The sequence below is a fragment of the Sulfurovum iocasae genome (assembly GCF_047716765.1).
In the GTDB taxonomy this organism is placed as follows: Bacteria; Campylobacterota; Campylobacteria; order Campylobacterales; family Sulfurovaceae; genus Sulfurovum.
Genome location: NZ_CP180410.1, coordinates 781,120 through 806,429, shown reverse-complemented (window position 1 = coordinate 806,429; position 25,310 = coordinate 781,120). Strand labels below are relative to the sequence as shown.

Below are 25,310 nucleotides of genomic sequence, written 5' to 3'. Positions count from 1 at the left end.
TTTCTGAACGCTCAGCACTGAACGCTGAACGCTTTTAAAAAGGCAAAATGCCTTTTTAAATCATACCGCCAGAGTTAACACCCCAAGTAGTTCTCCATCTAGTCTTAACCATACTAAGACCTGCAAGAGCAACAACAACAACCGCTGCAAAGATCAAGAATCCTGCTGCGTATCCGTCAAATGCACCTTTTGACCAACCAAGTGTTTTAATGAGTGCTGTACCACCAAGTCCACCTGCACATCCTACGATACCAGTCATAATACCGATATCTTTACCAAATCTTTGAGGTACCAGTTGGAACACTGATCCGTTAGCCATACCAAGGTTAGCCATGATCAGGAACAATACAAAGATCGCTACAAAGAATGGTAATTTCACCAATGCAGAGATAGCTACCAATATGGCTACTGCACCATAAAAGAAATAAAGTGCTTTTACTCCACCTATTTTATCTGCGATGTTTCCACCTACAGGTCTAAGTATAGCTCCCGCAAAGATACACAATGCTCCAAAATACCCAGCGATCACTTTTACATTTCCTTCATCCAAAACATCAAGTCCAAACGCTTCCATGTCAACACTGTATGTGTTCATAAGATAGACTTTCATGTATCCTGCAAACCCTACGAATCCACCAAATGAGATAGCATAAAAGAGTGAAAACCACCATGTATCTTTGTCTTTAAGCAGTTTTCCATAATCTTTAAGTTTTTTAGGTCTTGCTTTATACACAGACTCAGGTGCATCTTTTGCCAAGAATGCATAAGCGATAAACACAACGATAGCCATCGCAGCACCTACACCAAATACCGCTGACCATCCCCATAACTCAGCAATTTTCGGAGCGAAAAGGAAGTCGATAACCACACCGATGTTACCGGCACCTGCAATACCAAGGACAACACCCTGAAGTTTTGGCGGATACCACTGTCCAGCTTGTGGAAGTGCAACCGCGAAAGAAGCTCCTGCAAAACCAAGACCCAGTGCCACAATAAGCAGTGCATTATATGTGATACTGTCACCCATAAAGTATGCTGTTAGAAGTGCTGTAACAACGATAGCTTGAGAGATCAATGCTGTCATTTTGGGGCCAAGTTTATCAACACCAAAGCCAAGTACGATCCTTAAGATGGCTCCAGACAATATAGGAAGTGAAAGCAGCGTTGCTTTTTCTCCCGCTGTCATAATGTGACCGGTCAGTGCAAGTGCCTCAGCGATCTCCGTACTTAGTGGTCCAAGCATCGTCCACACCATAAAACTCATATCAAAATATAAAAAAGCCATGAACAATGTCTGTCCGTGTCCTTGACCTTTTAAGTCTTTAAATCCTGCCATATTTTTTCCTTAAACTAAATGTTAAGCAAAGTATACAATAGAATTATAGGAATTATAATATCAACAGTGATTAATTTTTAATCAATTAATTCAATGCTTATATAGCGTATTATTACATATAATTTATATTATAAATATACATATTGATTAATTTTTAATCAATAAATACCCTCTATGTCTTAATTGCTCTGCTATAATAAAAACAATTATATCCACGGAGAAATATATCAGATGGAAGCATTAGAAAAAGCTTTAGAAGCAAGAAGTAAAAAAGTCAATAAAGTAGAAACAACCAAAGCAAGTAAAGTATCTATGGATGTGTATACGCAGTTAGAAGAGATTGCTGCAGCCGGTTATGAGAACTTAACAAAAGAAGACAGTTCATACTTTCTAAAATGTTTTGGACTCTTTGACAAAGGTGAAGACTTCATGCTTAGAGTACGTGTTCCTGTAGGACAACTAAGCAATGCACAAGCCATTCGCATAGGTGAAGTAGCAAAAGAGTATGGCAATGACTATATAGATATCACTACACGTATGCAGATAGAGTTACGTTACTTACAGATAGAAGACATTGCTAAAGTACTTCAGGCACTTAAAGAAGTAGATATCTCTACCTTTCAGACAGGTGCGGACAATCCTCGTAACATTGTGACTGACCCACTTGATGGTATCGCTTATGACAATATCATACAAACAAAACCAATCGTAGATAAACTTCAAGCCCTCATTATTGAAAATCCTGAATGGATCTCTGCTTTACCTCGTAAATTTAACACAGGGATACTTGGTTCACTCTCCAACACCTGCAATATCTTCGGTCACGACTGCTGTTTTGTTCTTGCAAATAATAATGGTGAGTTTGGATTCAATGTCTACTTGGGTGCACGTGTCGGAGTACAATCGAAAGATGCAAACCTTTTTGTCTCTGTAGAAGAAGTACCGGCATTTTATATGGCTCTTTTAGAGGTCTTTAAAACTTATGGGTACAGAGACAACCGTAATAAAAACCGTCTTTTCTTCTTACTTCAAGATGTAGGGGTAGAAGCCTTTGTAGAAGCCATCAAAAAAGAGGCTGGCATGGACTTTACTCCTGCAGGTCAGACACTGGTACAGTCACAAAACATTGCATTGGGTGCAAACCGTGTCTTACAGCGTAACGGTAAGTATGCCTATAAGCTCATCTTACCTTCAGGGATATTCTCCGGAACTGATATGATAGACCTTGCCAAGTCTGCACAAACATTTGGTTCAGGAGATATCCGTCTCTCTTATGATCAAAACTGTTATGTTGTTGATATAGACGCAGATCAATTCACAACTTTTGAAGAAGAAGCTATCATCAAAAAGTATCAACCTTTTGATAATATCTACTTCAATGACATGATCGCCTGTGCAGGAACACAGACTTGTAGTTTCGGAGTTATCCCCAACAAGCCTGATGCCATAGCAATGGCAGAGTTTTTAAAGTCTGAAGTGGCCATAAATGGTGGAACTGTACGCATGAACTGGTCTGCATGTCCTAAAGGATGTGGTGTGCATGGTATCGCTGACATTGGATTTGAGGGGTGTAAAGCTAAGGATGATGAAGGAAACCGTGTAGACGGTGTGCATATCTTCCTGGGCGGGAAGATCACACGTAGAGCAAAAGAGGCACGTATGTTACACAAAACACTGCCTATCGTAGAAGCAAAACATCATGTGAAATATCTGCTTAAGACCTATGCTTCCATGAAACAAAGAGCAGAGACCTTTGAAGCCTTTGAAGATAGGTACTTGAGTGCAAATTACAGTTATCAGGCTTTAGGATTTTATACAAAGATCAATTATGTTTTAAATGAAAAACTTGGACTGGATGTGACCTTTGAACTTGAGAAAGAACCTAGAACTTACGCAAAAGAGGAGTTTGAACTTTTTGATTTTGGGTTAAAACTGTTTAAACTCCTTACAGGTGAAAAGCGTTATGAAGCTGTAGAGAATTTCCAGATAGTCAAAACCGATATGAGAAAGATCAAAAGAGATGAAGTCACGAAGATCAATCCTAAAGTACCTGAAAAGTTAAGTGAAGTGATCTATAATATGACACATCATGACAAAAGAGAAAGAGCACAAGTATTTTCGGAACTGCTTGTGGCTCTTAAAGAGGTTTAGTATGGAACAAACTGTATGTGCATACTGTGGAGTAGGATGTAAATTTGAGATTAACAATAACAAACTAAAAGGGCTAAAAAGTTACCCTATCAACCAAGGACTCTCCTGCGCAAAAGGTATATCGCAAACAGACAGCATTTACACAAACAGACTCTTAACACCACAAACCAGAGTTTCCATAAATGATAACTTTCACTCCTCTACTTATGATAGCGTACTTACGAGTATTGCTCATAAAATAAAACAAACTGGCCCTGATAGAATAGGTTTTTATCTTTCAGGACAAATGCTCAACGAAGACTATTATGTTGCCAATAAATTAGCCAAAGGCTTCATAGGCACACCACATTGTGATACGAACTCAAGAACATGCATGGCAAGTGCCGTTATGGGTTACAAAAAATCATTTGGTGTTGACTATGTTCCAGTACGTATGAGTGACATAGAAAAATGCAATCTACTCATACTCATCGGGGCAAATGTTGCTGAAGCCCACATTGTCTTTGCAAACAAAATTAAGAAGGCACAAAAAAAGGGTCTTAAAGTAGTTGTTATAGACCCTCGTTTTACACTTACGGCAAAAAGTGCAGACTTGTACCTACCTCTCAAAGTAGGTACAGATATTGACCTTTTAAACCTTCTTTCATTACGGCTTATAGAAGATGGGTATACAGATCATAATTTCATCAAACATCATAGTAATCATTTTGAAAGTTACAAAAAAGAACTTTTAGCACTTGACAAAAAAACACTACTTAAAAGCACTAATATAACAGAAGAAACGTTCAAAACATTTTACAACCTTTTTGTAGAGAGTGAAAATATCATCACCGCATGGACAATGGGTATAAACCAGTCCGTACAAGGGGTCGATAAAAACCTTGCCATCAATAACCTACACATCATCACAGGACAAATCAACAAACAAGGCTCTGGTCCACTCTCACTCACAGGACAACCTAACGCTATGGGAGGAAGAGAAGTGGGAGGATTGAGTACTACCTTGGCCGTACATCTTGACTACTCGGAAGAAAATTGTCAAAAAGTCTCAAAATTCTGGAATACAAACTCACTGCCCAAAAACAATGGACTTACTGCCTATGAAATGATACAAAAAGCCCATGACGGTGACCTAGATATACTCATCGTTTGCCATACTGACCCTGTGTACCATTTACCACATAGAACGTATGTTGAGGAAGCTTTCAAAAACATACCTTTGGTAGTTGAGATAAATGCCTATGCAAACAGTGAAACAGCTTCCTTCGCTCATATACGACTTCCTGCTGTTCCTTTCGGACAAAAAGAGGGAACACAAACCAACTTGGATAGAACCCTCACAAGAGTCACAGCATTTGAAGAAAAATCTGGGATACTTCAAGATTGGGAAATATTTGCAAAACTAGGTCTTGAACTTGGATATACTGATGCTTTTGATTTTAAAACCTCCAAAGAGGTATTTGAAGAGTATCAAGAGATGACTAAACTAAGCAGTGAGGGGCATCTTGATATCTATAATGCAGACTATGATGCACTTTCTCATACTCCATATATCTGGGGAGAGAATCTTTTCAAAAATAACACTTTTATGACAGTGAACAAAAAAGCCAATCTCTTTTTCATAGAAAATAAAAATCTCTCTGAACAACCATCACAAGAATACCCTTTCATCCTTCTTACAGGACGAATAAGAGATCAATGGCACACAGGTAGTAAAACGACCCAAGTTGAAAAGTTACTAAAGTTTAAATCTTTAGATTTCATCGAGATAGATAAAGAGGATGCGAAGAAACTTAATATTAAGGAGGGCGATAAGGTAAAAGTATCATCAAGACGCGCTACACTTGTAGCCACTGTTGTCTTTGCAAAAATCAATAGTAAAACTGTTTTTATCCCGATTTCACATAGGGGTATCAACTACCTCACAGATGATAAAATAGACCCACTTTCAAAAGAGCCTGATTATAACCACAGCGCAGTGAAAATAGAAAAAATAGATTAAATAATATACGCTATCTCAGCCTGTGAGTGAAGTCTCATGGGTGGTCCCCAAAATCCTATACCGGAATTAACATAGATAGTTGAGCCATTAGGAAGTTTATGCAATCCTTTGACATAGGGTTGCTGTAGTTTCACCAGATGGTTAAATGGCCAGATCTGTCCACCATGTGTGTGGCCACTGAGAATGAGCTCAGGATTATACCCTTTGAGTTCCTCTATAAACTTTGGTTGATGTGCCAAGAGTATCGTTTTATAGCCAGTATTACACTCTTGAAATGCTTTATCTATATTAGGTTCAAGCAAATTTGCACGATAACCAAAAAGATCAGTAACACCTACGATATTGAGTTTCAGTTCATCAATAGCTACACTCTCGTTGAGCAGAAGCTTTATATTGGTTTCTTTCATAAAAGTGATGATCTCCAAAGGATTATGAAAATATTCATGATTACCAAGGATATAATAGATACCGTATTTTGATCGAATATGGATAAGTTCAAGGACAGCTTCTTTCACTGCCTCTATTTTTGTATCGATAAGATCACCTGTAATAACAACGATATCAGCTTTAAGAGAATTGATCTTTTCTACAGAATGTTTAACAAATTCTCTGTCTATCAATCCCCCTATATGCAAATCACTGATCTGCACGATAGAAAAATCAAAAAGACTGACTTTTACTATATTGATAACGGGTTCTTTCGTTCCTTCATAGACTGCTGTACTGACATAACCTGCAGAGAGAGCCAGCATCATACCATCTCCACTTTTTTTGATGAAGTCCCGCTTTGACTGATCCACATTTTTCAGTGTTTTATGAAAGAGATGGATAAATTCATGAACAACAAGATACAAAAGAAGGACAAAGGAAATTCCTATTGAGATAGAAAAAAGGTAATAGAGGGAGGCAGATACAAACTCTGTATATCTACCCAGAACATAGAAGATATTCGAAATGAAGTTAAATCCCAAAAGTATGGTTAAAACTTTTTTTGTTTTATCTGAGACCAGTAATTTCTTGATCACTCTGGAGTAAAAAAGATAGTGCAATGCAAAGAAAAACAGAAGAAACACAGAAAAGAAAAGGTAAGTTCTCATGGTTACATCTCCTTTATCTTAGAATAATTGTTTCAAATCATTCAGATCAAACAAAAGTACATTCTCTTCTTTTGTTTGCATCAGTTCATTGGAAAACCCATCTTTGGAAAAAAGTGCATATACATCTACTTTTATCCCTGACTGTAATGCTTTGGCTTTGAGTTTGCTCAGTTCATTTTTACACACTTTTCTGTCTTTATATTTACACTCACCCAAAATGAGTTTTTTATCACTCGTGATGGCTAAGATATCGAACTCACTGTGCTGATCCCAATAGCTGCCACTGCTTAACAGTGGTGTAGATGATTCATAATGTTTTACAAGCAGTGCATCACAGAGTTGCTCATAGACCAAAGAGCGTAAACGTTCATAGTTTTTCTGGAAATTCTCTAAAAAAGCACTACCGTCACCTTGAACTAACTCTTTTCGGTAATAAGTCACAAAACCAAACCAAAAACGCATAAAAGGATCTACAAACCGAAGTTTATCTTGTATGCGGTAAGAACGAAGCTCTTTTTTGAGTTTATGTTTGGGGTGCATACGCAGTGGTTTTTCTCTTGTACGTTCAAGCCAAAGGATGTTAAGCGAGATGAGCTCTTCAATGATCTCCGCCCCTACAGTTTCACTCAAATGTGACTTTCTAAGTACAGAATAAAATTTTCCATCCCCTCTAGCCACAGCCACAAGAATCTCACGATAAGGTGTTTCTAAAAGATAAGAGGGAGAAACAAGGGTTTGAAATTTAGAGAAGTTTTGCACAAAATTAGACTCAACCATAGAAAAAACATCATCAAAATAGTCTAACTCTATACTCTCCTCTACTCCTCCCAAAACAGAAAAATACTCAATAGACTGTTCTAACTCTAAATAAGAGAAGTGCTGATGAAATGTTTTAAATAGTGTTCTAATACTTGACCTTTAATTTATGTTGAATAATTTTAACATACTTTTGCTACAATAACTTTAGTTAAACATGATGTTTTTTTCATCAATTATATGTATATAAAGTATTTTACATGGAACAATTTTTCACCAATTCAGAGCCGGTACAAAATATTATTAAAGGGTTTAACCTTACTAAAACCCTTTTTGTCTCTTCTATTATCATAGGAGAGCCCAACATTGGAAAAAAATCGTTAGCTCGGTATATGTTCCCTAACGCTCCTTTAGTCTCTGGTGCAAATCAGGAAGAAGTAGAGAGAGCTTTACAGGAGTCTGATGAGTTGATCATCACAGATTTTGAAAAACTCAGCAATCAAGAGTCACTTGATCTGGACAACAAACGTATCATCGCTACAGCAAACTATGTAGGAAACAAACAAACCATAGATAATCTTTTTGCCTTTATCTATACTATGCCTTCTCTTAAAGAGCGACCTGAAGACACAGTCTACATCAGAAACCTTTTTATCAAAGAGGCACGATCCAACCTTATGCTGGAAGATAAAACCTTTGCCGGAGATGATATACAACTAAACCTTAGTGATAATAGTAAAACGCTTAGAAGATCAGTTTACCATCATCTCATGAACCACTCTATGGATGAAAGTAATATTGAACAAGCTATCTACCATTATCTCTTAAATCATTTGGATGGAAATAATGCATACAAAGACTATTTGGGACTTTACGAAAAACCTCTTATAGAAGCCGGGCTTAAAAAATATGGCTCACAACTACAACTTTCTCAAGTTTTAGGTATCAACAGAAATACCCTCAGAAAGAAGATACATGAACACCATATCGATTGATTTCCAACCATTTGTAGAGTGGGACAATAGTCCATTTATACTTTTTAACGCTGAGGGGAAAATAGTTTATTTGAATAATGTAGCTGAAATCTTATTTGGGTATGTATCAAAACAAGAACTTTATGACATTGCTCTAGCGTATGCCCCACAAACCTTTGGATACAAAACCACAACGCTTTCTTTAAACTATGACGCTTTTAACTTCTATGCTATTACAGTAGGTTACGAGAATGAAGAGCATATCTCTATACGCTTTTACAATGCACCACGTGCAAAACCATCATCTCCACTAGAGACTGACAAGTTTATGATGACAGATATCAATATACTGCTTGAAGCAAATATTGCACTTTTTAAAACCAAGAACAGTAACCCTCTGCAACTCTTAGCTGATCAGGATCTGCCTCTTTTTAAACTTGATCAAAACAGATTTTCAAAACTACTTCGTAAAACCCTGGATGCATTTCGGGCTTCTGATTCCATTAGTATCACACTTAAACTGCTTATAGGTGAACATGTCATCATAGCAGATAAAAAAGAAGCTATTGTACAACTTTCAATAGCAGCCAATGGTCGCTATCATGATGCAGATAATGAGATAAAGTCTCTGGCAAGCCAAAGTCATATCTCCTGTTTACTCAAAGAACATACGATTAAATTAGAGATACCCCTCATTCAATAGTAAAATATTTAATAAACTTCACAATGATTAAAAATTAATCAATCATACACTATAAAAAATTCTAATACGTGTTACTATTTCCTTGTAAATTATTTTAAAGGAATAAAATGAAGTTAAAATTTTTAGCTCTCATGGCAATACTCTTGCCAGTAGCCGCAATGGCAGAAGACACACTCGACACAGGTGATACAGCATGGATGCTCGTAGCCACAGCATTTGTTATGCTGATGACACCTGCAGGTTTAGCACTATTTTATGGTGGTATGACAAGAAGCAAGAACGTACTTAACACAATGGGGATGAGTCTTATTGCATTTGCAGTAGGTACACTTGTATGGGTTGTAGCTGGTTACAGTATCGCATTTGGTGCAGGTGACTTTTTTGGTACAGGAAAGATCATGCTTGACGGTATTACAGATAAGTCACTTACGGGAACAATCCCTGAACTTCTTTTTGTAGCATTCCAGGGTACTTTTGCTGCTATTGCAGTTGCGATCGCATCTGGATCAATGATCGAAAGAGTAAAATTCTCAACATTTACTATTTTCGTTGCACTTTGGATCTTGGCAGTATACGCACCGGTAACACACTGGGCATGGGGTGGTGGTGAAACACTGAACTTTGGCGAAATGGACTTTGCCGGTGGTACAGTTGTACACATCAATGCCGGTGTAGCTGGTTTTGTAGTTGCGATGCTTCTTGGTAAAAGAAAAGGATACGGTACATCTGCGATGAAACCTTTTTCTCCAGTGCTTTCTGTACTCGGTGCTTCTCTTTTATGGTTTGGTTGGTTCGGATTTAATGCCGGTTCTGAGGTAGCTGCTGATGGTGTTGCGGGTAATGCATTCCTTATCACTAATGTTGCTGCGGCTCTTGGTGTTATCGGTTGGTTGATCGCTGAGCAGATCGTATACAAAAAAGCGACACTTATCGGTGGTGCTTCTGGTGCAGTTGCCGGTCTTGTTGCTATTACACCTGCTTCTGGTTCTGCCGGGGTTACCGGTGCACTTATCATTGGTCTTGTTGGTGGTATCTTAGGATTTATCGCTGTTGCCAAACTTAAAAAGATGTTTAAAGTAGATGACAGTCTTGATGCATTCTGGATACACGGTGTTGTAGGTATCTGGGGTAGTATTGCTACTGCTATCTTCATCGCTCCATACCTTATGGCAGATGATTACAGTATGGGTACACAACTTGTTGCACAATTCAAAGCAATTGGTTTAACTATCGTTTATAGTGCCATTGTTACTGCTATCGTTTACTTTATCGCTGCTGCTCTTACAGGTGGAGGAAGAGTAGATGAGGAGACTGAATTTAAAGGTCTAGATGAAGCAACTCACGGTGAAAAAGGTATAAATCTATAAGATTTATACCTTCTAAATAGTAATATTAAGGAAATAAATATGAAAAAAATTGAAGCAATTATCAAACCATTTAAATTGGAAGATGTAAAAGATGCGCTTGTAGAAGCTGGTATCGAAGGGATGACTGTATCTGAAGTAAAAGGATACGGAAGACAACAGGGACACTCAGAGCTTTACAGAGGAGCTGAGTATGTGGTAGAATTCATTCCTAAAGTGAAGATCGAGCTCGTTGTCAGTACAGATGAGTATGCAGATATCGCAGTAAAAGCAATCAACGAAGCTGCTAAAACAGGTAAGATCGGTGATGGTAAGATATTTGTTAGTACTATTGATTCAGTACTACGTATCAGAACAGACGAAACGGATGCCGACGCATTATAGTCTGATATTTGCCCAAGGTTTTTCCTTGGTGCAAAACTTAACTGATTAAATTTTAATCATACTTTCTCTATATTTTCTTAAAAATAAATTATTTTTGCTTAATTTTACAGCAAGAATCCCTTTCAATCCTTCACAATTACAGATACACTAATACATTCAAAATATTAGGAGTTTTACATGGAAATGAATTACGTTATAGATACTTTCTTTGCTATCTTTGCAATGACCCTTATCATCTTTATGGTACCCGGTTTTGCTATGCTGGAAGCAGGATTGGTACGAACTAAAAATGTCACTTCTGTACTCACAGTAAATGTCATGATCTACGCTGTAGCCTCTATGGCTTTTTTACTTATAGGGTATGAGTATGCTTTTGGAAGCTGGGATCATCAAGATGGTATGAGCAAATGGGCATTCTTTATGTTCCAAATGGCATTTGTCGGTAAAGTAGTCAATATCATGAGTGGTGGGGTAAGTGAACGTTCTCGTATCTTGCCTTTGGCAATATTCACTATTATCGTTGGTGCATTTATCTACCCGACTATTGTTAACCTTACATGGGGAGCAAACTTTTTATCTGGAACTGCTTTAGATATCTCATCTCTTTCTGATCTTGCAGGTTCAACTGTTATCCACTCTACAGGGGGTTGGGCACTGCTTGCAGCCATACTCATCATGGGGCCTAGACGCGGTAGATTTAAAAATGGTAAGGTTCGTGTTATCCCTGCATCCAACATTCCTTTGGTTACATTAGGTGCTTTACTGCTCTGGATTGGTTGGTTTGGTTTTAATGGAGGTTCCGTAGGAGCTATCTCAAGTAAAGAAAATGCTGATGCAGTTGCATTAACCATTATGAATACCAATACAGCCGGACTTTCAGGTGCCATTGTAGGATGGCTGCTAACATACTTCCGCTATAAAAAGTTCGATATCACCATGATACTCAATGGGGCACTTGGTGGACTTGTTGCAGTAACTGCAGGACCAGACCAATACGATATTCATACACCTATTTTAATTGGTGCAATCGGTGGGGCATTGGTTGTTCTTTTTGTACCGATATTTGATAAATTAAAAATGGATGACCCTGTAGGTGCCCTTTCTGTTCACCTGGTAAATGGTATTTGGGGAACACTTGCAGTAGGTATCTTTATAGCTGATGTAAGTATTTGGTCACAATTAAAAGGTATACTTATAGTAGGGTTTATTGTCTTCCCACTCTCTTGGATCACAATATACACTATTAACAAGATTTTTGTACTCCGTGCAGAAGATGAAGAACAACTAGAGGGAATCGATGCCACAGAATGTGGTATAGAAGCATACCCTGAATTTAAACGTAGTATATAAGGAAATAAATTATGAAAAAAATAGAAGCGATCATTAAACCATTCAAATTAGATGATGTAAAAGAGGCATTGGTAGAAGCAGGTATCGAAGGGATGACTATCTCAGAAGTCAAAGGTTACGGAAGACAACAGGGACACTCAGAGCTGTATAGAGGAGCTGAGTATGTCGTAGAGTTCATCCCTAAAGTAAAAATTGAGATAGTTGTAAGTGACGATGAGTATGTCAATAAAGCCATAGAAGCTATCACTCAAGCAGCAAAAACAGGTAAGATCGGTGATGGTAAGATCTTTGTATCTGATATTTCCAAAACCATCCGTATCAGAACAGATGAAGAGGATGAAGAGGCACTGTAATATGTAGGGTGTTGTCTCCTGACAACACCAATAAATTTAAAACTTAAAAATAGGGTATGGCATATTTAAAACGGTATTGTGAGGGCACAATACCCTACATGCCCTTCAATATTTCTATCTTCTCCTCACTTCCCTTAATCTTCCACTCCACACTATTTACTCCAAAATCACGTTCATATCGCACCAAACCTAATTGTTTGAGCCTATAAAGTGTTTTATCAACATCACTATAGGAAGTTTCAAAACTATACTCTATCTCTTTTTCATAAGGTACAAGTGTAGTCTCTTTCACTGCATTCTTAACAGCTAAGGCATAGGCTCTAGCCATACCTCCTGTACCAAGCTTAATACCTCCAAAATAACGTACTATAAGCACCGCACAATTGATCAATTCTTCACCTCGAAGCACATTTAATGCAGGGACACCTGCACAGCCTTTAGGTTCCCCGTCATCTGAACTATTTTCAACTACCTGATCAAATTCATTGAGGTATCTTAACGCATAAACTACATGGTTGGCTTTGGGATGTTCTGCTTTGAGTCTGTTCTGTAGCCCCTCATACTGTGACATCGGTACAAGATAGGTAATAAATTTTGAACGATTGACTTCTGTTGTAGCACTATAGGCTTTTTCAATGCTGTTCATATTTAGTATAACTCATTATCAATCTTTGAATAAAAGGATAAAATAACAATCCTATCCCAATCCCAATAACATCTGCTACAACATCTAACAGTTCAGCACTGCGATTGGGTGTAAAAAATTGAGAAAACTCTATAAAAGCTGCATAAACAAAGAGTAGCAAGAAAGTTTGAAACCAGGTGATAGAATAAGCAAATCTAAGCAATAGAGTCAACACTGCAAAAGCAATAAAGTGTATACTTTTATCTGATAAAGAACCTACTTTCGGTGCCATATCCTGCGGTACTACTGCAAATATATAACTTCCGATCAGAGCTAACCAGAATAAGGTCCTAAAAACCAATGGGTAATTAAACTGCATTCACTTTATCCACGATGAACTGAGTAAACTTATCACTGTCATTCATACATGATGCAACGATATAATCTTCATACTTGATCTTATCTGCTATCTCTCTATGTTCAATATCCAATTCAAATACTGTCTCAGAATTATCAAGTGTAAATGCAAGCGGATAAATAAGTACTTTTCTATGTGTAGGGTTTCGCAATACATCCACAAGATTAGGTTCAAGCCAAGCAGAAGAACCTACCTTGGACTGATACACAAGTTTGATCTCATGAAACTCTATCCCACGCTCGTTTAGGTAGATCTTGATCGCAGAAGCATTTGCTTCTACTTGATTTTGATACGGATCACCAGCTTTAATAATACTTAACGGCAGACCATGTGCTGAAAGCAGCAGATCATACTCTTTTGTATCTTTACCCTCTGCAGCCTCTATGATCTTCTCGCAACTTGCTGCGATATAATCATAATCATCATAATAAGGATCGATCAAAGTGATTTTTGGGCTGTAACCCAAAGCCTCACATCTCTCTTCTATATCCTCTAAAGAGGAAAGTGTTGTGGTAGTTGAGTATTGAGGATACATCGGAAACAATACCAGTTCCCTTATTCCCTCTTCTTTACACTTTTGTAAGGCTTCATCAGCAAATGGAGGAACATAGCGCATCACCGGGTAAATAGGCATATCCAAATGGATCTTTAACTTTGAAATAAGTTCGTCTGTAAGTGCAGGCAGTGGTGATTTTCCACCTAGTAACTGATAGTTTGTTTTCACATCTTCAAGACGTTTGGTAATGATAATAGTTGCAATAAACTTACGCATATAAGAATTCATCGTCAATATATTTTTATCAGCAAACATATTACGCAAAAAGAGTTCTACCTCTTCTATGTTATTTGGTCCACCCATATTGAGAAGTAAAAGTGCTTTCATATTTTATCCATTACGCCTTTTGAGCAAAGCCCAAAAACCTAACGCTAAACGCTATGTTCTCTTCGGCAGAGTGCCCACACAACTAGTTGTGTTCGGGTTTTTATTAAATTATTAGTATCTTAGCATACAAAGTGTAAAATTCATACTATAAAGTATTCACAAATAAAGGGTTTTCATGATTATTATTCCTGCACGTATAGGCTCAAGTCGCTTTCCCAATAAAGTTTTAGCAGATATAGGAGGTATTCCTATGGTTGTTAGAACTGCCATGGCTGTTGATGACATAGACTCTGTAGTCATTGCCACCGATTCACAAGATGTAATTGATATTGCCAAAGAACATGATATTCAGGCAGTGATGACTTCCCAAGATCACCAAAGTGGAACAGATCGTATCTATGAAGCAGTACAAAAATTAGGTTTGAGCGATGATGAGATCATAATCAATGTACAGGGAGATGAACCGTTTATAGAGACAGATGTAGTTCAGGGTATTTATAATTTAACAAAGAAAAACCAAACAGATGAAAGTATCATGATGAACTCATGTTATAAAACCATTTCCAATCCTGAAGCAGATGATCCAAACATTGTTAAAGTTGTGACAGACAGTGATGATATAGCACTCTATTTCTCCAGAGCTAAAGTACCCTATCCCAGAGACCATCATTTTGATAGATATAAGGGACACTTAGGCATTTATGGGTTTACGGTAAGATCATTACGGAAGTTTTGTGCACTAAGCCCTGCGCCTCTGGAAGATATAGAAAAATTAGAACAACTCAGAGCACTTTATCATGGGTATAGAGTAGCCATGATAGAGGTAGAAACAGAAAGTTTTGGTATAGATACCCAGGAAGATTTAGAAAAAGCCATTAAACATCATAGGCTTTAGCATACGATCAACAATAAAATAAAAATATTATTGAGGGGGAAAAATATTTTCTCTCCTCTTTATTCGATTTAACCTTTAACCGCTTTACCAAGATCCCACATTGGCATAAAGATACCAAGAGCCATAAGCAATACAAGTATTGCAATAAAGAACATCATAATAGGTTCGATATAGGCTGAAAGGTTATCGATCAGATCTTGAAATTCCATATCATAATAATTCGTTACTTTATCCAACATAGCATCAAGTTGTCCACCTGCTTCTCCTGCTTTGATCATTTGTAGAAGCATATTCTCATAAAGACCTGTAATTTGAAAAGCTTCAGCCAGGTTCATACCCCGACCGATATTTGCATTCACCGCCAATAACTTCTCTTTGATCGCCAGGTTATCAACCATTCCGACAGCTGTATCTAAAGCTTCAGATACAGGTATCCCTGCTTTAACAAGCTCTCCAAAAACCAAGTTATATTTATGCATGGTAGAGAGGAATATGGCTTTATTTATAAGATAAAATTTAGGATGGATCATCATTGTATCCATCCGGTATTTAAAATCTCTATTATTTCTATAAAAATACTTTAGTGTAAAAATTCCACCAAATATAATGACGAGGATCAATATACCATAATTACTGAATGCCCACTCCAGCTTAAGAAGTATTTGTGTAGGAAGTGGTAATTCTGTTTTAAATTTAGAAAAAATATCTTTAAACTTCGGTACAACAACCATAATTAATATTGTAAAAGCAATTCCCATTGCAGCTAGAGTAATTAAAGGACCACGAATTGCTTTTTTAAACTTAGCATTATTATCTCTAATATTTTCAAGTATATCTGCAAGTTTGTGATAAGATTCAGAAATATTACCTGTTCTTTCACCTAAATTTGTCATCGCCAAAGCAACATGTCCAAACTCTTCTTTATAAGGTTCCATTGCATCAGACAGACTATGACCCGCATTAATATCACTGTTCATGGTCATATAAATATGTTTAAGTTCTTGATTACTTGTATTATCTGAAACATCTTCCAAGGTATCATTAATAGCAATACCTGCATCTGTCATAACTGCTATTTGTCTGATCGTTGATATTTTATCATTGATAGGTACTTTAGATTTAAATGACTTCTTTAATCCTTTCAATAAATTACCCAAACTATCTTCTAAAGGTGCGGCTGTCTCAACAGCCTTCAGCACCATCGAAGATGGAAATTTATGCTTAGCTGATTTAACCGCTGCCATTTTATCATTTGCTTTAATTAACTCTAAACGCTTTTTACCTCTATCCATGACTGTAACATTAAAATATTTCATTATAATCTCGCTACTCTATAAATTTCTTCGATCGTTGTTTTACCTTCTAAGGCTTTACTGACACCATCTTCAAACATATTAATAAACCCTTCCTTCATTGCCTGCTTTGTCATCTCTTCTTTTGATGCACCTGAAGCGATCATACGCGAAAATGTTTCACTTATCGTTAGAACTTCAGAGATCATTTCTCTTCCTGTATATCCACTATGTCCACATTCTTTACAACCTTCCCCTACATAAAAAGTAGGATTTTCAGGAAGATATTGTTTTACATCTTTTAGAAGTGTCTCCGGAAGTACTGTCTCTTTTTTACAATGAGTACATATTTTACGAACTAGTCTCTGTGCTTGTATTGCCACCAAAGCTCCACTCACTAAATACTCTTCTATACCCATGTCCAAAATTCTTGTTACCGCAGAAATAGCATCGTTGGTATGCAGTGTAGAAAGTACTAAGTGCCCTGTAAGTGCTGCTTGAATAGCAATACGCAAGGTTTCTTTATCTCTGATCTCCCCGATCATGATCTTATCAGGGTCTTGTCTTAGTATGGATCTTAATGCATCAGAAAAACTCAATCCGATACTTGCTCTTACCTGCACCTGTTGTAAACCACTCATCTGATATTCCACAGGATCTTCAACAGTAATGATCTTATCTTTAACATCTTTTATCGCATTGAGTGCACCATACAGTGTCGTTGTTTTACCAGACCCCGTAGGACCTGTAACCAGTACGATACCATAAGGTACTTTAATGGCTTCAGAAAATCTATCATAACAAAATTTACTCATGCCTGCATCTTCTAGTCTGATCATTGCTTTGGACTTATCTAAGATTCTCAAAACAATCGATTCACCATAAATAGTCGGAAGTGTAGATACCCTAAAATCAAATTCTTTTTTTGATATTGTCGTAGAGAATCTACCATCCTGTGGTTTTCTTTTTTCTGCTATATCCAAGTTTGAAAGCAGTTTCATTCTTGAAGCCAATGGATTAAATATATCTTTATCGAAGGTAAAACTTTGACGTAACATACCATCTACTCGTTCCCTGACAATACAACTTTTTTCTGTTGCTTCAATATGGATATCACTTGCACCTATATAAATAGCTGATTTTATAATAATATCAATAAGTTTTAGAACCGCTGGTGACTCATCTTTATCTTCTTCAAAAGTACCTTCTTGACTTAAGTCTTTACGTATGTCTGATATTAAACCTTTAATACTTTCATTTATTTCCAAACGTTGCAAATGCTGATTTATCTGCTTAGGTTTAGATATAGCTATTCTTACAGGTTTCTTAGGAAAAAGTCGTTGTATCGTATCTTGTGCTATCATATCTAAAGGATCATCAAAAACAATGAGGACATTAAGATCATTCTCTTCAATAGGAATAATATTATATTTAATGAGTTGCTTATATGGTACTTGTGAAAATAGTTTCATATCTATTTCAACTTCATCCAGATCAATATACTCAACATGAAGTTCCTTTGCAACTACTTCAAGAATAGGGGTAATATCGATCCCCTCAATCTTTTCTAAATGTCGTAAAGTAATGATACCCTGTCTTATTTTCTTAGCTAAATATATTTCTACAGAGTGTGCATCAATCATATTTTCAGCTATAAGGTTAGCAAAGGAAATTTTTTTAGGTGGGCGGCTTTTAACTAAAGTAGAAATAGCATCTTTGGTTATAAGCTTTTCATCAAGCATCATTTCAATAAGTTTTACCATTCTAATTATCCCTTCTTACTCTATTTGGTATAGTATTATATTGTTACAATAATCATACTAAAGTTATTGAGTACCCTTTTTTATCTTATTTAATAGGCTTTGCGCTTTTACTGAGTTTGATTTTTTAACATAGTTCGTCAAAATATGTATCGCTTCATTTTTACGACCCAACTTCACTTTAGACTTTGTAAATATCAACCAACTCTCTTCAATATTTCCATTCACTTTATTGGTTTGCAATGCCCAGTATTCTGCTTTTTTGTAATTCTTTTTATTATAATAACTTCTTGCTAGAAATAGTGAATCCTCTGTATCATGGGACTGTTCAAAACGCCTTTCAACATCTTTATATGCACTTACACTTGTTGACTCTATAATATTTATATGCATTTTCTTTCGAGGTTTTTCCAGTGTTTCTATTTTTACGCTAGGCTCTTTAATCGCTTTAACATCTTCTGCTATAGGTAGATCTTCAACAATTTCCATAGAGCTATTTTCAGATATTACTATCATAGGTTTTGTTTCAGTTATCTGTGAAACTTCACTTCCTTTAGGTTTTTTTGTTTCCAAGGTTGTTAAAGCTTTATCTATTAATACTGCAGTAGAGTGATTAGTAACTACAGCTGCCTTACTCTTATCATTGAATTTAAGGAAATCAAGTTCTTTATAATTTAAGAAAGTGAAAGAGATAAGAAGTATAAAAAAGATAGAAAAAATAAGTACAAACCAAGGTCTTCTCTTTTTTTTCTTATATTTTTTCCACTCTTCTTCTAAAGGTTTAATATCATACATGAATATACCCTAATTTCAATGCAGCCATTTCTATAATTCTTTGAGGCAGATCCTCATAATCGATCTTCGAGGGTTCATTTGTATCATAATATTCACATATCTCAAATATGGTAAAAAGCAATTTATTACACTCTCTATAATTACCTTTTGTATAAGTATGTATATATTTCATATTTTTATCTTTAATACTATTTGCTATTTCAAAAAGATTCTTTTTTAAAAGTTTTTTATGTATATAGGTAGTCTGATCTTCTTTAGTCGCATTTTTAAGCTCTATCACTTCCCATATACGTGATTGAAAATGCTCTTTTGCAATAAGGTCTTCATCATCAGTTTTATGTAGAGAAACAACAAATTTTACCGATCGGCTGTCTGAGAGAAGTCTGATCTTTTCCATCATTTCCGGTCCATACATCTGTGCTTCATCAAGCAGGATAATAATTTCCCTTTTTCCTCTTAAATTTTTACAAAAATCAACTAAAGCTGAAAAATTTACCTCTGTATTATTAGGTAGATCTTGTTTGGTCAATACTTTAAATAACTTATGAAAAAACTCTTTCTCATTAATTGGAGGTGTATCAAAATAATGGATTTCTTTTTGATGTTTTAATTTCCCGTGAATACGGTTAAGGAGTATACTTTTCCCTGTGCCAGGCCGACCAAAAAGTAAGATCATCTTCAGTGGCTTATCCATGCTGTGTTTCAGTTGTTTATATGCCGTAACAGAAGATTCTAACTCAATGTAGTCATCGATATCTATAGAATCGACAAATACATTTTTTGCAGCTTCGTATCTACTTTTCATTGAGTTTTGTATATCCTAGATCTTTAAGTGTCACTGATTTAGGATTTTTAATAATATGTGGTGTAATGATCATCACCAACTCTTCTACTTTATTAATTTTCTGTTCATGCTTAAAAGCATACTCTAACAGAGGTAAGTCACCCAATAAAGGAACTTTATTAATTTCAGTACCAGTTCTTGAAAAGATCAAACCACCAAGTATAGCATGCTCACCATCTTTCACTTTAATCACAGATGCAATTTGTCTTCTAATTAGATCCGGTGGAATATCTCTCGCAGAACCTGTACTGGTGACATCCTCTATAGTATCAGATATAGATGGATTGATTTTCAATGTGATCATCCCATTCGCATCGATCTCGGGAGTAATATCAAGTAATATACCTGCAAATACAGAGTCAACTGTTTCTCCTTCTGCAGTGTTAGCATTGTTCCCCGTACCTAAAGCACTGGTAGACTTGATCTTATAAAAGAGTTCTCTACCTACAGAAATCAATGCTGGTTGATTATTCAGTGTCATCACTCTTGGACTGGAGATAGCTTTTACATCCCCTTGTGTACTTAAAAATTTTACGACTTCTGAAACTTCCGTACTACCTGTCATACTTACCACTTGAGCAGTTCTTGGCTGTGTTCCCGATGCAAATTCTGCTTCAGTAATACCCTGCAAAGCATCAAATGTGTAAGAAGCCACATCTTTTTGTGCCATTGCCAATGTATTAATTGTCATATTTTGGAGTCCGTAAAGTTGTGACCAGTCAACTCCCGTTGTTTTACTGTCATCAAACGTTACAGTCAGTATACGAAGATCGATAAGTACTTGCTGTTTAATTTGCTTAGATAGTGTATGGATATATCTTGCTACTCTATTGATTTGTCTATCTGTACCTGTTACTGTAACCATACCAGCTTCCGGATTCACAATAGGTGCCAAAGGATTATACTCCCAAACTTGACCATCTGGTCCAGTCCAACCTCCACCTGTTTTAGTATAATGTGTACTACCATCACCTGCACCGATCAAGATACGCTGAACTTCTTGCTCAACCGTCTTCCAAAATTTAAATTCGCTATTACTTTCTATAATAATACCTGTTTTTGAACCACTTTGCTGCTCATTAGCACCTCCAGTAGGCTGATTTGAATTTTGTGAACCGGCAATCGTTACATTTGCATTACTCTTTCCTACTCTTTGTCCGGAAATATAGTGAACACGAAATGTTCTTGTGATCAAATATGAAATTTTAAGTTTATTTCCACTTAATGTATAATGCAGATCATTGTCTTTAAGAATAGTATTCAGAAAACCTTTTAATGTACTGTTTTTCAACTTAACATAATAAAGTTTTTTATTCATTCTTTTCTTTGCAGCCTCATCTCTAACAATAACACTTAATTCACAAGTGTCTGCAAGATTTTCAATTACATCACTGATGGTTAATTTACTGTCTATCGTAACACTAAACAATTTCGTAGAACAACTACCTGCAACTAAGGTATTTGTAGCACCTAACATCATTGTAAATACAATAATAAACTTAACCCCTAAATTTCGTACTTTTTTCATCCTATTACCTTTCTTCTAACTTGATAAAATTATCTCTGTTTTGATGGAGAAATAATTTTTTGACATTATTACCATTTCTAAGTACCACACCTCTTTTACCCACATATTTTAGTGTATAACCCATGATAGTATCATCCACACCTTGCCATGATTCATTTATATATGCTTTGCCATTCATAATAGCATGTAGTGCCAACTTCGCTTCTTCTGCTTGTACAGGAATGACAAATGTAGTTATATTATTCTCTTCTTCCAGTCGGACAAATGGTTCTTTTGTCTCTTCTAAAGTTTCTAATTTGATACCTTCCCTTTTTTCATGTATCATACTAACCATTTCCTGTATTTGTTTAACAGAAAGATCAGCATACAGTGAAACTGTTAGCAATGAAACTATAAATAGTGTCTTTTTCATTAGTGATTTATCCCCCATACAGAAATATTGATATCAGCTACGATCTGTGATGAATTTTGATCAAGAGAAAACCTTGTTCCATAAATATCTGTAACCAAAACATTTTGTTCAAGTTCATTCATAAACTTTACAATACCTTTATATTCACCCTTGCATCCTACACCAATCTCTAAAACATATCCAAAACTACCATTGTTGTCTACATACTTATTAGCTATATATTGTATATCTACATTTTGTATCTCAGCTTTATCCGTAATAGAATTTAAAAACCTAGACCAACTTTTTTGGTTAAATAACATATCAGACAGTTTTTCCAAATTTGTATCAATAAACTTTATTTTTTTGTTTAAATTAACAATATCACTCTTTTTTGTAACAATATCACGATCAAACTTCTTAATATAAAATTCACGATCACCATTCACTGTAATAGAATTAAGGTAAATGTTATTGTCAGCTATACTTTTTTGTATGCTCTTCTTACTTGTTTCACTTTTTTTATACATATCTTCTGTATATGGTAAAAGATATGCATAAGCAAGATATGCGATCATACCTGCTATTCCTAAGATGATCAACCATTTTTCACTCTCTTTTTTAGGTGCAAAATAACTGTCCAGTTCTTCTAATTTATCTTCTATGAATTTCATCTTAGATCAACCTTTAATAGACCTTTATAGTAATTACTCTCTTGGTCTTTTTGGATTATTTCAATATCAATCTGATTTAGCTCATCAAAGTGATTATCTGAAATATATTTAATAAGTTCTGTAAATTTTCTATCATTTGAACTTACTAAAGACAGCCATAAAGTATCATTCTGGCTATACATCATATCAACATGAACGCCAAATTTATTTAATTCATCTGCAATAGTATGAAATGTCCCTGACTTAAGACGATAATTTACCTTTTTATCATATATGGCAGTTAAGGTATTTGTTTTCCCTTGATAGATATCTGATAATTTAGCAATTTCCTTATCCAGCACAGATATTTTTTGTTTTTTGTCACTTAGTATTTTCTTATATTTATTTGTTTCTGCAGTAAGTTCATTATTCTGTATCGTTAATGCATAAATTTTGGCATCATTTGCATAAGAACCTATTAAATAAACCAAAGGATAAGCCAAACCAGCAGCAATAGCCGTAAGAGTCGCGATGATAAACTGACCACTTGCACGATTCATAAATGATGGTGCTCGTGGGAACATCGTAAGATTTACAATAGAAGATTCATCTTCCATATAATCAAGTGAGCTAAGCAGCATCAAGTATTGAAGTTGATCTGTATACCACTCATCATTATTAACACTTTGTCCATTATAATCAAAATTCAGATCTGCTGACTGTAATCCTAAATAGTTTTGACTATACTCATCCAAACCTATAATTGGTCCTTGAACACTACCTATAAACATATGATCAATTGTTTCTAATTGGAATGCTCTTTTTGTATAAATAATAATATCATTGATCGTAATAAAAATTTCACCGAAGATCTTCATAAAGTTTTGCTGGTAATCACTGTTGGTTGCTTTAAGTCCCTCAGTCTCTAAAATAGAAAAGAACTCTTTTTTGTCAACTTGTTCCCCAACTATTTCACAATATTTTTCATACATTTGCTCTAAAGAAAACTCTATAGATTTCGAATAAAGATATTCTCCGTTTTTATAAAATGTTACAAATGCATCATGCTGAGTAAAATACATAAAACAATGTGTTCCACTGTCATTCAATATCTCTTTTTTATATAAAGTTTTATAAAGCAGTGGTGCAGGTATGATAAGGTCAATATATTTAGTCTCTTGCTTTATAGGCAAATAGAGTTTATCTAAAATTTCCGGTTCAGCAACAAAGAGATGAAAGTCTCTCTCTTCTCCCCCGTTTTCAATCTCAGTCGAAGAGATGATATAATCACTGGCCTGATCTAGACCTAGTTCTTCATATGCTTTTATTTCAAGGATATCTGCAATATCTTCTTGTGGAATACTGCGACTTAACTGTATTGTAGTACTTATAATGTCTTTATTGCTTACATATGAAGTGATAAAGTTTGAAGTGTTATAGCTGAGTTTATTTAAAGTTTGAAACGAATCATTCTTAAATATATAGCTTTTATCAGTATAAGCATTAAGTGTAACAATATTTTTTATAGCCGATTTTGATTCTTTCGACGAACTTTTTTTCAAAAACATTCTAAACTTCCTTGTTTGTTGAACAATTATATATGTTATAATATTAAAACTATCTTACATAACATAAATTTTTTATAAAGTATTAAATATTTTTATCGTGAACTCACTTATGGAGGGTAAAATAGAGGTTTGGCAACCTGGCGATCTCAATCACTGAGACCCATGGCTTTCCGGCCTTGCTTCGCAACAAGTGTGGCACAACAATATATAAATAATTTTAAATGCTATACTATTTAACATTATATCAAGCTTACAATTTTATGATTAAATCAACACTCAACCACTTTTTTAAATGATATATCCAAACTCCTCCAAACTTTCTCTATTTTTACTCCACCCTTTTTTGACAGAAACATGCAGATCTAAAAATATTTTTTTACCTGCAAAGAACTCCATCTGTTCACGTGCAAGTTTTCCTACACGTTTAATACCTACACCTTTTTGTCCAACGATCATACCCTTTTGTGTCTCTTTTTCTACAACGATGGTTGCATACACTTTATCCAAGGTATCACTTTCCTCGATCTTTTCTATCGTTACATCACTTTCATACGGTATCTCATCACTAAGATTCTCAAATATAGACTCACGTATAAGCTCTTTATAGATATCTCGTATATTCTCTGTGGTAAGGATCTCTGTATCATAGAGAAATGGTGAATATGGCAGATGTTTAGCTATCTCATCAAGCAGTTGTTTTTTCCCTACCTTTTTATTGACAGAGAAAGGAATGATCGCTTCAAAATGCTCTTGATACTTTTGATACTCACCAAGTTTAGCCAGAATATCACCCTGCTTCACATGGTCTATCTTTGTCAATATCACGATATGCTTTACACCTTTTGCCTGAGCAAGTGCTAAAAACTTCTCATACTCTGTCAGCTTATCCGTGACCGGTGCTAAAAAAACAATAAGATCACTGTCACCCATAGCTTTCAATGCTTCATCCAACATAAACTTATTAAGAAGTCTCTCTTTTTGATGGATACCCGGAGTATCTACAAAAATAATTTGTGCATTATCATGCATCACGATGATATTCATGCGTTTACGTGTTGCCTGTGCTTTTTTAGAGACCATTGCCAGTTTTTCACCTACAACATAGTTCAGTAATGTACTCTTTCCTGCATTAGGTCGTCCTACAACTGCTACAAATCCTGCTTTTGTTCCTACACTCTCATCAAACAT

The 25,310-nt window shown here is 35.6% G+C and carries 24 protein-coding genes and 1 riboswitch; of the genes, 9 read left to right on the top strand and 15 right to left on the bottom strand.

Annotated elements, in window-relative coordinates; genetic code table 11:
* Positions 1 to 55: 55 nt before the first annotated feature.
* Positions 56 to 1,336 (bottom strand): MFS transporter, encoded by a 1,281-nt coding sequence (locus ACLHDG_RS04060; RefSeq protein WP_415407713.1) that lies wholly within the window; start codon positions 1,334 to 1,336, stop codon positions 56 to 58.
* Positions 1,337 to 1,567: 231 nt separating this feature from the next.
* Here ACLHDG_RS04060 and ACLHDG_RS04055 point away from each other — a divergent pair, with 231 nt between their 5' ends.
* Positions 1,568 to 3,487, top strand: a complete 1,920-nt coding sequence (locus ACLHDG_RS04055; protein ID WP_415407712.1) for a ferredoxin--nitrite reductase — start codon at positions 1,568 to 1,570, stop codon at positions 3,485 to 3,487.
* Position 3,488: 1 nt separating this feature from the next.
* Complete coding sequence (locus ACLHDG_RS04050) at positions 3,489 to 5,489, top strand: molybdopterin oxidoreductase family protein (RefSeq protein ID WP_415407711.1); 2,001 nt, start codon at positions 3,489 to 3,491, stop codon at positions 5,487 to 5,489.
* Here the strand turns inward: ACLHDG_RS04050 and ACLHDG_RS04045 are convergent.
* Both ACLHDG_RS04045 and ACLHDG_RS04040 read right to left on the bottom strand, forming a co-directional pair.
* Positions 5,486 to 6,586: a metallophosphoesterase gene (locus ACLHDG_RS04045; protein WP_415407710.1), complete on the bottom strand. Its 1,101-nt coding sequence runs from the start codon at positions 6,584 to 6,586 to the stop codon at positions 5,486 to 5,488. The two genes, ACLHDG_RS04050 and ACLHDG_RS04045, sit on opposite strands and share 4 nt — an antisense overlap.
* An 18-nt stretch (positions 6,587 to 6,604) precedes the next feature.
* Positions 6,605 to 7,417, bottom strand: coding sequence for a DUF234 domain-containing protein (locus ACLHDG_RS04040; RefSeq protein WP_415407709.1), 813 nt, complete (start codon positions 7,415 to 7,417; stop codon positions 6,605 to 6,607).
* Positions 7,418 to 7,602: 185 nt separating this feature from the next.
* Between ACLHDG_RS04040 and ACLHDG_RS04035 the strand changes: the two genes are divergently transcribed.
* The 6 genes from ACLHDG_RS04035 to ACLHDG_RS04010 all read left to right on the top strand — a co-directional run bounded on the left by ACLHDG_RS04035 (position 7,603) and on the right by ACLHDG_RS04010 (position 12,470).
* A complete protein-coding gene (locus tag ACLHDG_RS04035; RefSeq protein ID WP_415407708.1) occupies positions 7,603 to 8,337 on the top strand; it encodes a helix-turn-helix domain-containing protein in 735 nt (244 codons plus the stop codon).
* Positions 8,318 to 9,019, top strand: a complete 702-nt coding sequence (locus ACLHDG_RS04030; RefSeq protein WP_415407707.1) for a hypothetical protein — start codon at positions 8,318 to 8,320, stop codon at positions 9,017 to 9,019. The genes ACLHDG_RS04035 and ACLHDG_RS04030 overlap by 20 nt, the downstream gene beginning before the upstream one ends.
* A 107-nt stretch (positions 9,020 to 9,126) precedes the next feature.
* The gene (locus ACLHDG_RS04025; RefSeq protein WP_415407706.1) at positions 9,127 to 10,386 is read left to right on the top strand and encodes an ammonium transporter; all 1,260 of its coding nucleotides are present in this window, start codon (positions 9,127 to 9,129) and stop codon (positions 10,384 to 10,386) included.
* Between the two features lie 39 nt (positions 10,387 to 10,425).
* Positions 10,426 to 10,767, top strand: coding sequence for a P-II family nitrogen regulator (locus ACLHDG_RS04020; RefSeq protein WP_415407705.1), 342 nt, complete (start codon positions 10,426 to 10,428; stop codon positions 10,765 to 10,767).
* A gap of 177 nt (positions 10,768 to 10,944) precedes the next feature.
* Complete coding sequence (locus ACLHDG_RS04015) at positions 10,945 to 12,117, top strand: ammonium transporter (protein WP_415407704.1); 1,173 nt, start codon at positions 10,945 to 10,947, stop codon at positions 12,115 to 12,117.
* Between the two features lie 11 nt (positions 12,118 to 12,128).
* A complete protein-coding gene (locus tag ACLHDG_RS04010; RefSeq protein WP_415407703.1) occupies positions 12,129 to 12,470 on the top strand; it encodes a P-II family nitrogen regulator in 342 nt (113 codons plus the stop codon).
* Between the two features lie 94 nt (positions 12,471 to 12,564).
* On the opposite strand, the gene ACLHDG_RS04005 is transcribed toward ACLHDG_RS04010, so the two are convergent.
* From ACLHDG_RS04005 to hemH, 3 genes are read right to left on the bottom strand one after another with little or no spacing between them, the layout of a single operon-like run.
* Positions 12,565 to 13,116 (bottom strand): IMPACT family protein, encoded by a 552-nt coding sequence (locus ACLHDG_RS04005; RefSeq protein ID WP_415407702.1) that lies wholly within the window; start codon positions 13,114 to 13,116, stop codon positions 12,565 to 12,567.
* Positions 13,103 to 13,474 carry a VanZ family protein gene (locus ACLHDG_RS04000; RefSeq protein ID WP_415407701.1) on the bottom strand — a complete coding sequence of 124 codons (372 nt, stop codon included), beginning with the start codon at positions 13,472 to 13,474 and terminating at the stop codon, positions 13,103 to 13,105. Before ACLHDG_RS04000 ends, ACLHDG_RS04005 begins: the two co-directional genes overlap by 14 nt.
* A complete protein-coding gene (gene hemH, locus ACLHDG_RS03995; protein WP_415407700.1) occupies positions 13,464 to 14,396 on the bottom strand; it encodes a ferrochelatase in 933 nt (310 codons plus the stop codon). Before hemH ends, ACLHDG_RS04000 begins: the two co-directional genes overlap by 11 nt.
* A gap of 175 nt (positions 14,397 to 14,571) precedes the next feature.
* On the opposite strand from hemH, the gene kdsB reads away from it, so the two are divergent.
* Complete coding sequence (gene kdsB / locus ACLHDG_RS03990) at positions 14,572 to 15,291, top strand: 3-deoxy-manno-octulosonate cytidylyltransferase (protein ID WP_415407699.1); 720 nt, start codon at positions 14,572 to 14,574, stop codon at positions 15,289 to 15,291.
* A 68-nt stretch (positions 15,292 to 15,359) separates the two neighbouring features.
* On the opposite strand, the gene ACLHDG_RS03985 is transcribed toward kdsB, so the two are convergent.
* From ACLHDG_RS03985 to era, 9 genes are all read right to left on the bottom strand, one after another.
* Positions 15,360 to 16,607, bottom strand: a complete 1,248-nt coding sequence (locus ACLHDG_RS03985) for a type II secretion system F family protein (RefSeq protein WP_415407698.1) — start codon at positions 16,605 to 16,607, stop codon at positions 15,360 to 15,362.
* Positions 16,607 to 18,346, bottom strand: a complete 1,740-nt coding sequence (locus ACLHDG_RS03980) for a GspE/PulE family protein (protein WP_415407697.1) — start codon at positions 18,344 to 18,346, stop codon at positions 16,607 to 16,609. Before ACLHDG_RS03980 ends, ACLHDG_RS03985 begins: the two co-directional genes overlap by 1 nt.
* A 63-nt stretch (positions 18,347 to 18,409) precedes the next feature.
* Positions 18,410 to 19,138 carry a CDC27 family protein gene (locus tag ACLHDG_RS03975; RefSeq protein WP_415407696.1) on the bottom strand — a complete coding sequence of 243 codons (729 nt, stop codon included), beginning with the start codon at positions 19,136 to 19,138 and terminating at the stop codon, positions 18,410 to 18,412.
* Entirely contained in the window at positions 19,131 to 19,943 is an 813-nt protein-coding gene (locus ACLHDG_RS03970; RefSeq protein ID WP_415407695.1) for an AAA family ATPase, read from the bottom strand. Before ACLHDG_RS03970 ends, ACLHDG_RS03975 begins: the two co-directional genes overlap by 8 nt.
* Positions 19,933 to 21,510, bottom strand: a complete 1,578-nt coding sequence (gene mshL / locus ACLHDG_RS03965; RefSeq protein WP_415407694.1) for a pilus (MSHA type) biogenesis protein MshL — start codon at positions 21,508 to 21,510, stop codon at positions 19,933 to 19,935. The genes ACLHDG_RS03970 and mshL overlap by 11 nt, the downstream gene beginning before the upstream one ends.
* Positions 21,511 to 21,514: 4 nt before the next feature.
* Positions 21,515 to 21,922, bottom strand: coding sequence for a hypothetical protein (locus ACLHDG_RS03960; RefSeq protein ID WP_415407693.1), 408 nt, complete (start codon positions 21,920 to 21,922; stop codon positions 21,515 to 21,517).
* Positions 21,922 to 22,575 (bottom strand): hypothetical protein, encoded by a 654-nt coding sequence (locus tag ACLHDG_RS03955; RefSeq protein WP_415407692.1) that lies wholly within the window; start codon positions 22,573 to 22,575, stop codon positions 21,922 to 21,924. The genes ACLHDG_RS03960 and ACLHDG_RS03955 overlap by 1 nt, the downstream gene beginning before the upstream one ends.
* Positions 22,572 to 24,122: a hypothetical protein gene (locus tag ACLHDG_RS03950; protein WP_415407691.1), complete on the bottom strand. Its 1,551-nt coding sequence runs from the start codon at positions 24,120 to 24,122 to the stop codon at positions 22,572 to 22,574. The genes ACLHDG_RS03955 and ACLHDG_RS03950 overlap by 4 nt, the downstream gene beginning before the upstream one ends.
* 128 nt (positions 24,123 to 24,250) lie before the next feature.
* Positions 24,251 to 24,329: riboswitch (cyclic di-GMP riboswitch) on the bottom strand.
* An 81-nt stretch (positions 24,330 to 24,410) separates the two neighbouring features.
* A complete protein-coding gene (gene era / locus ACLHDG_RS03945) occupies positions 24,411 to 25,310 on the bottom strand; it encodes a GTPase Era (protein WP_415407690.1) in 900 nt (299 codons plus the stop codon).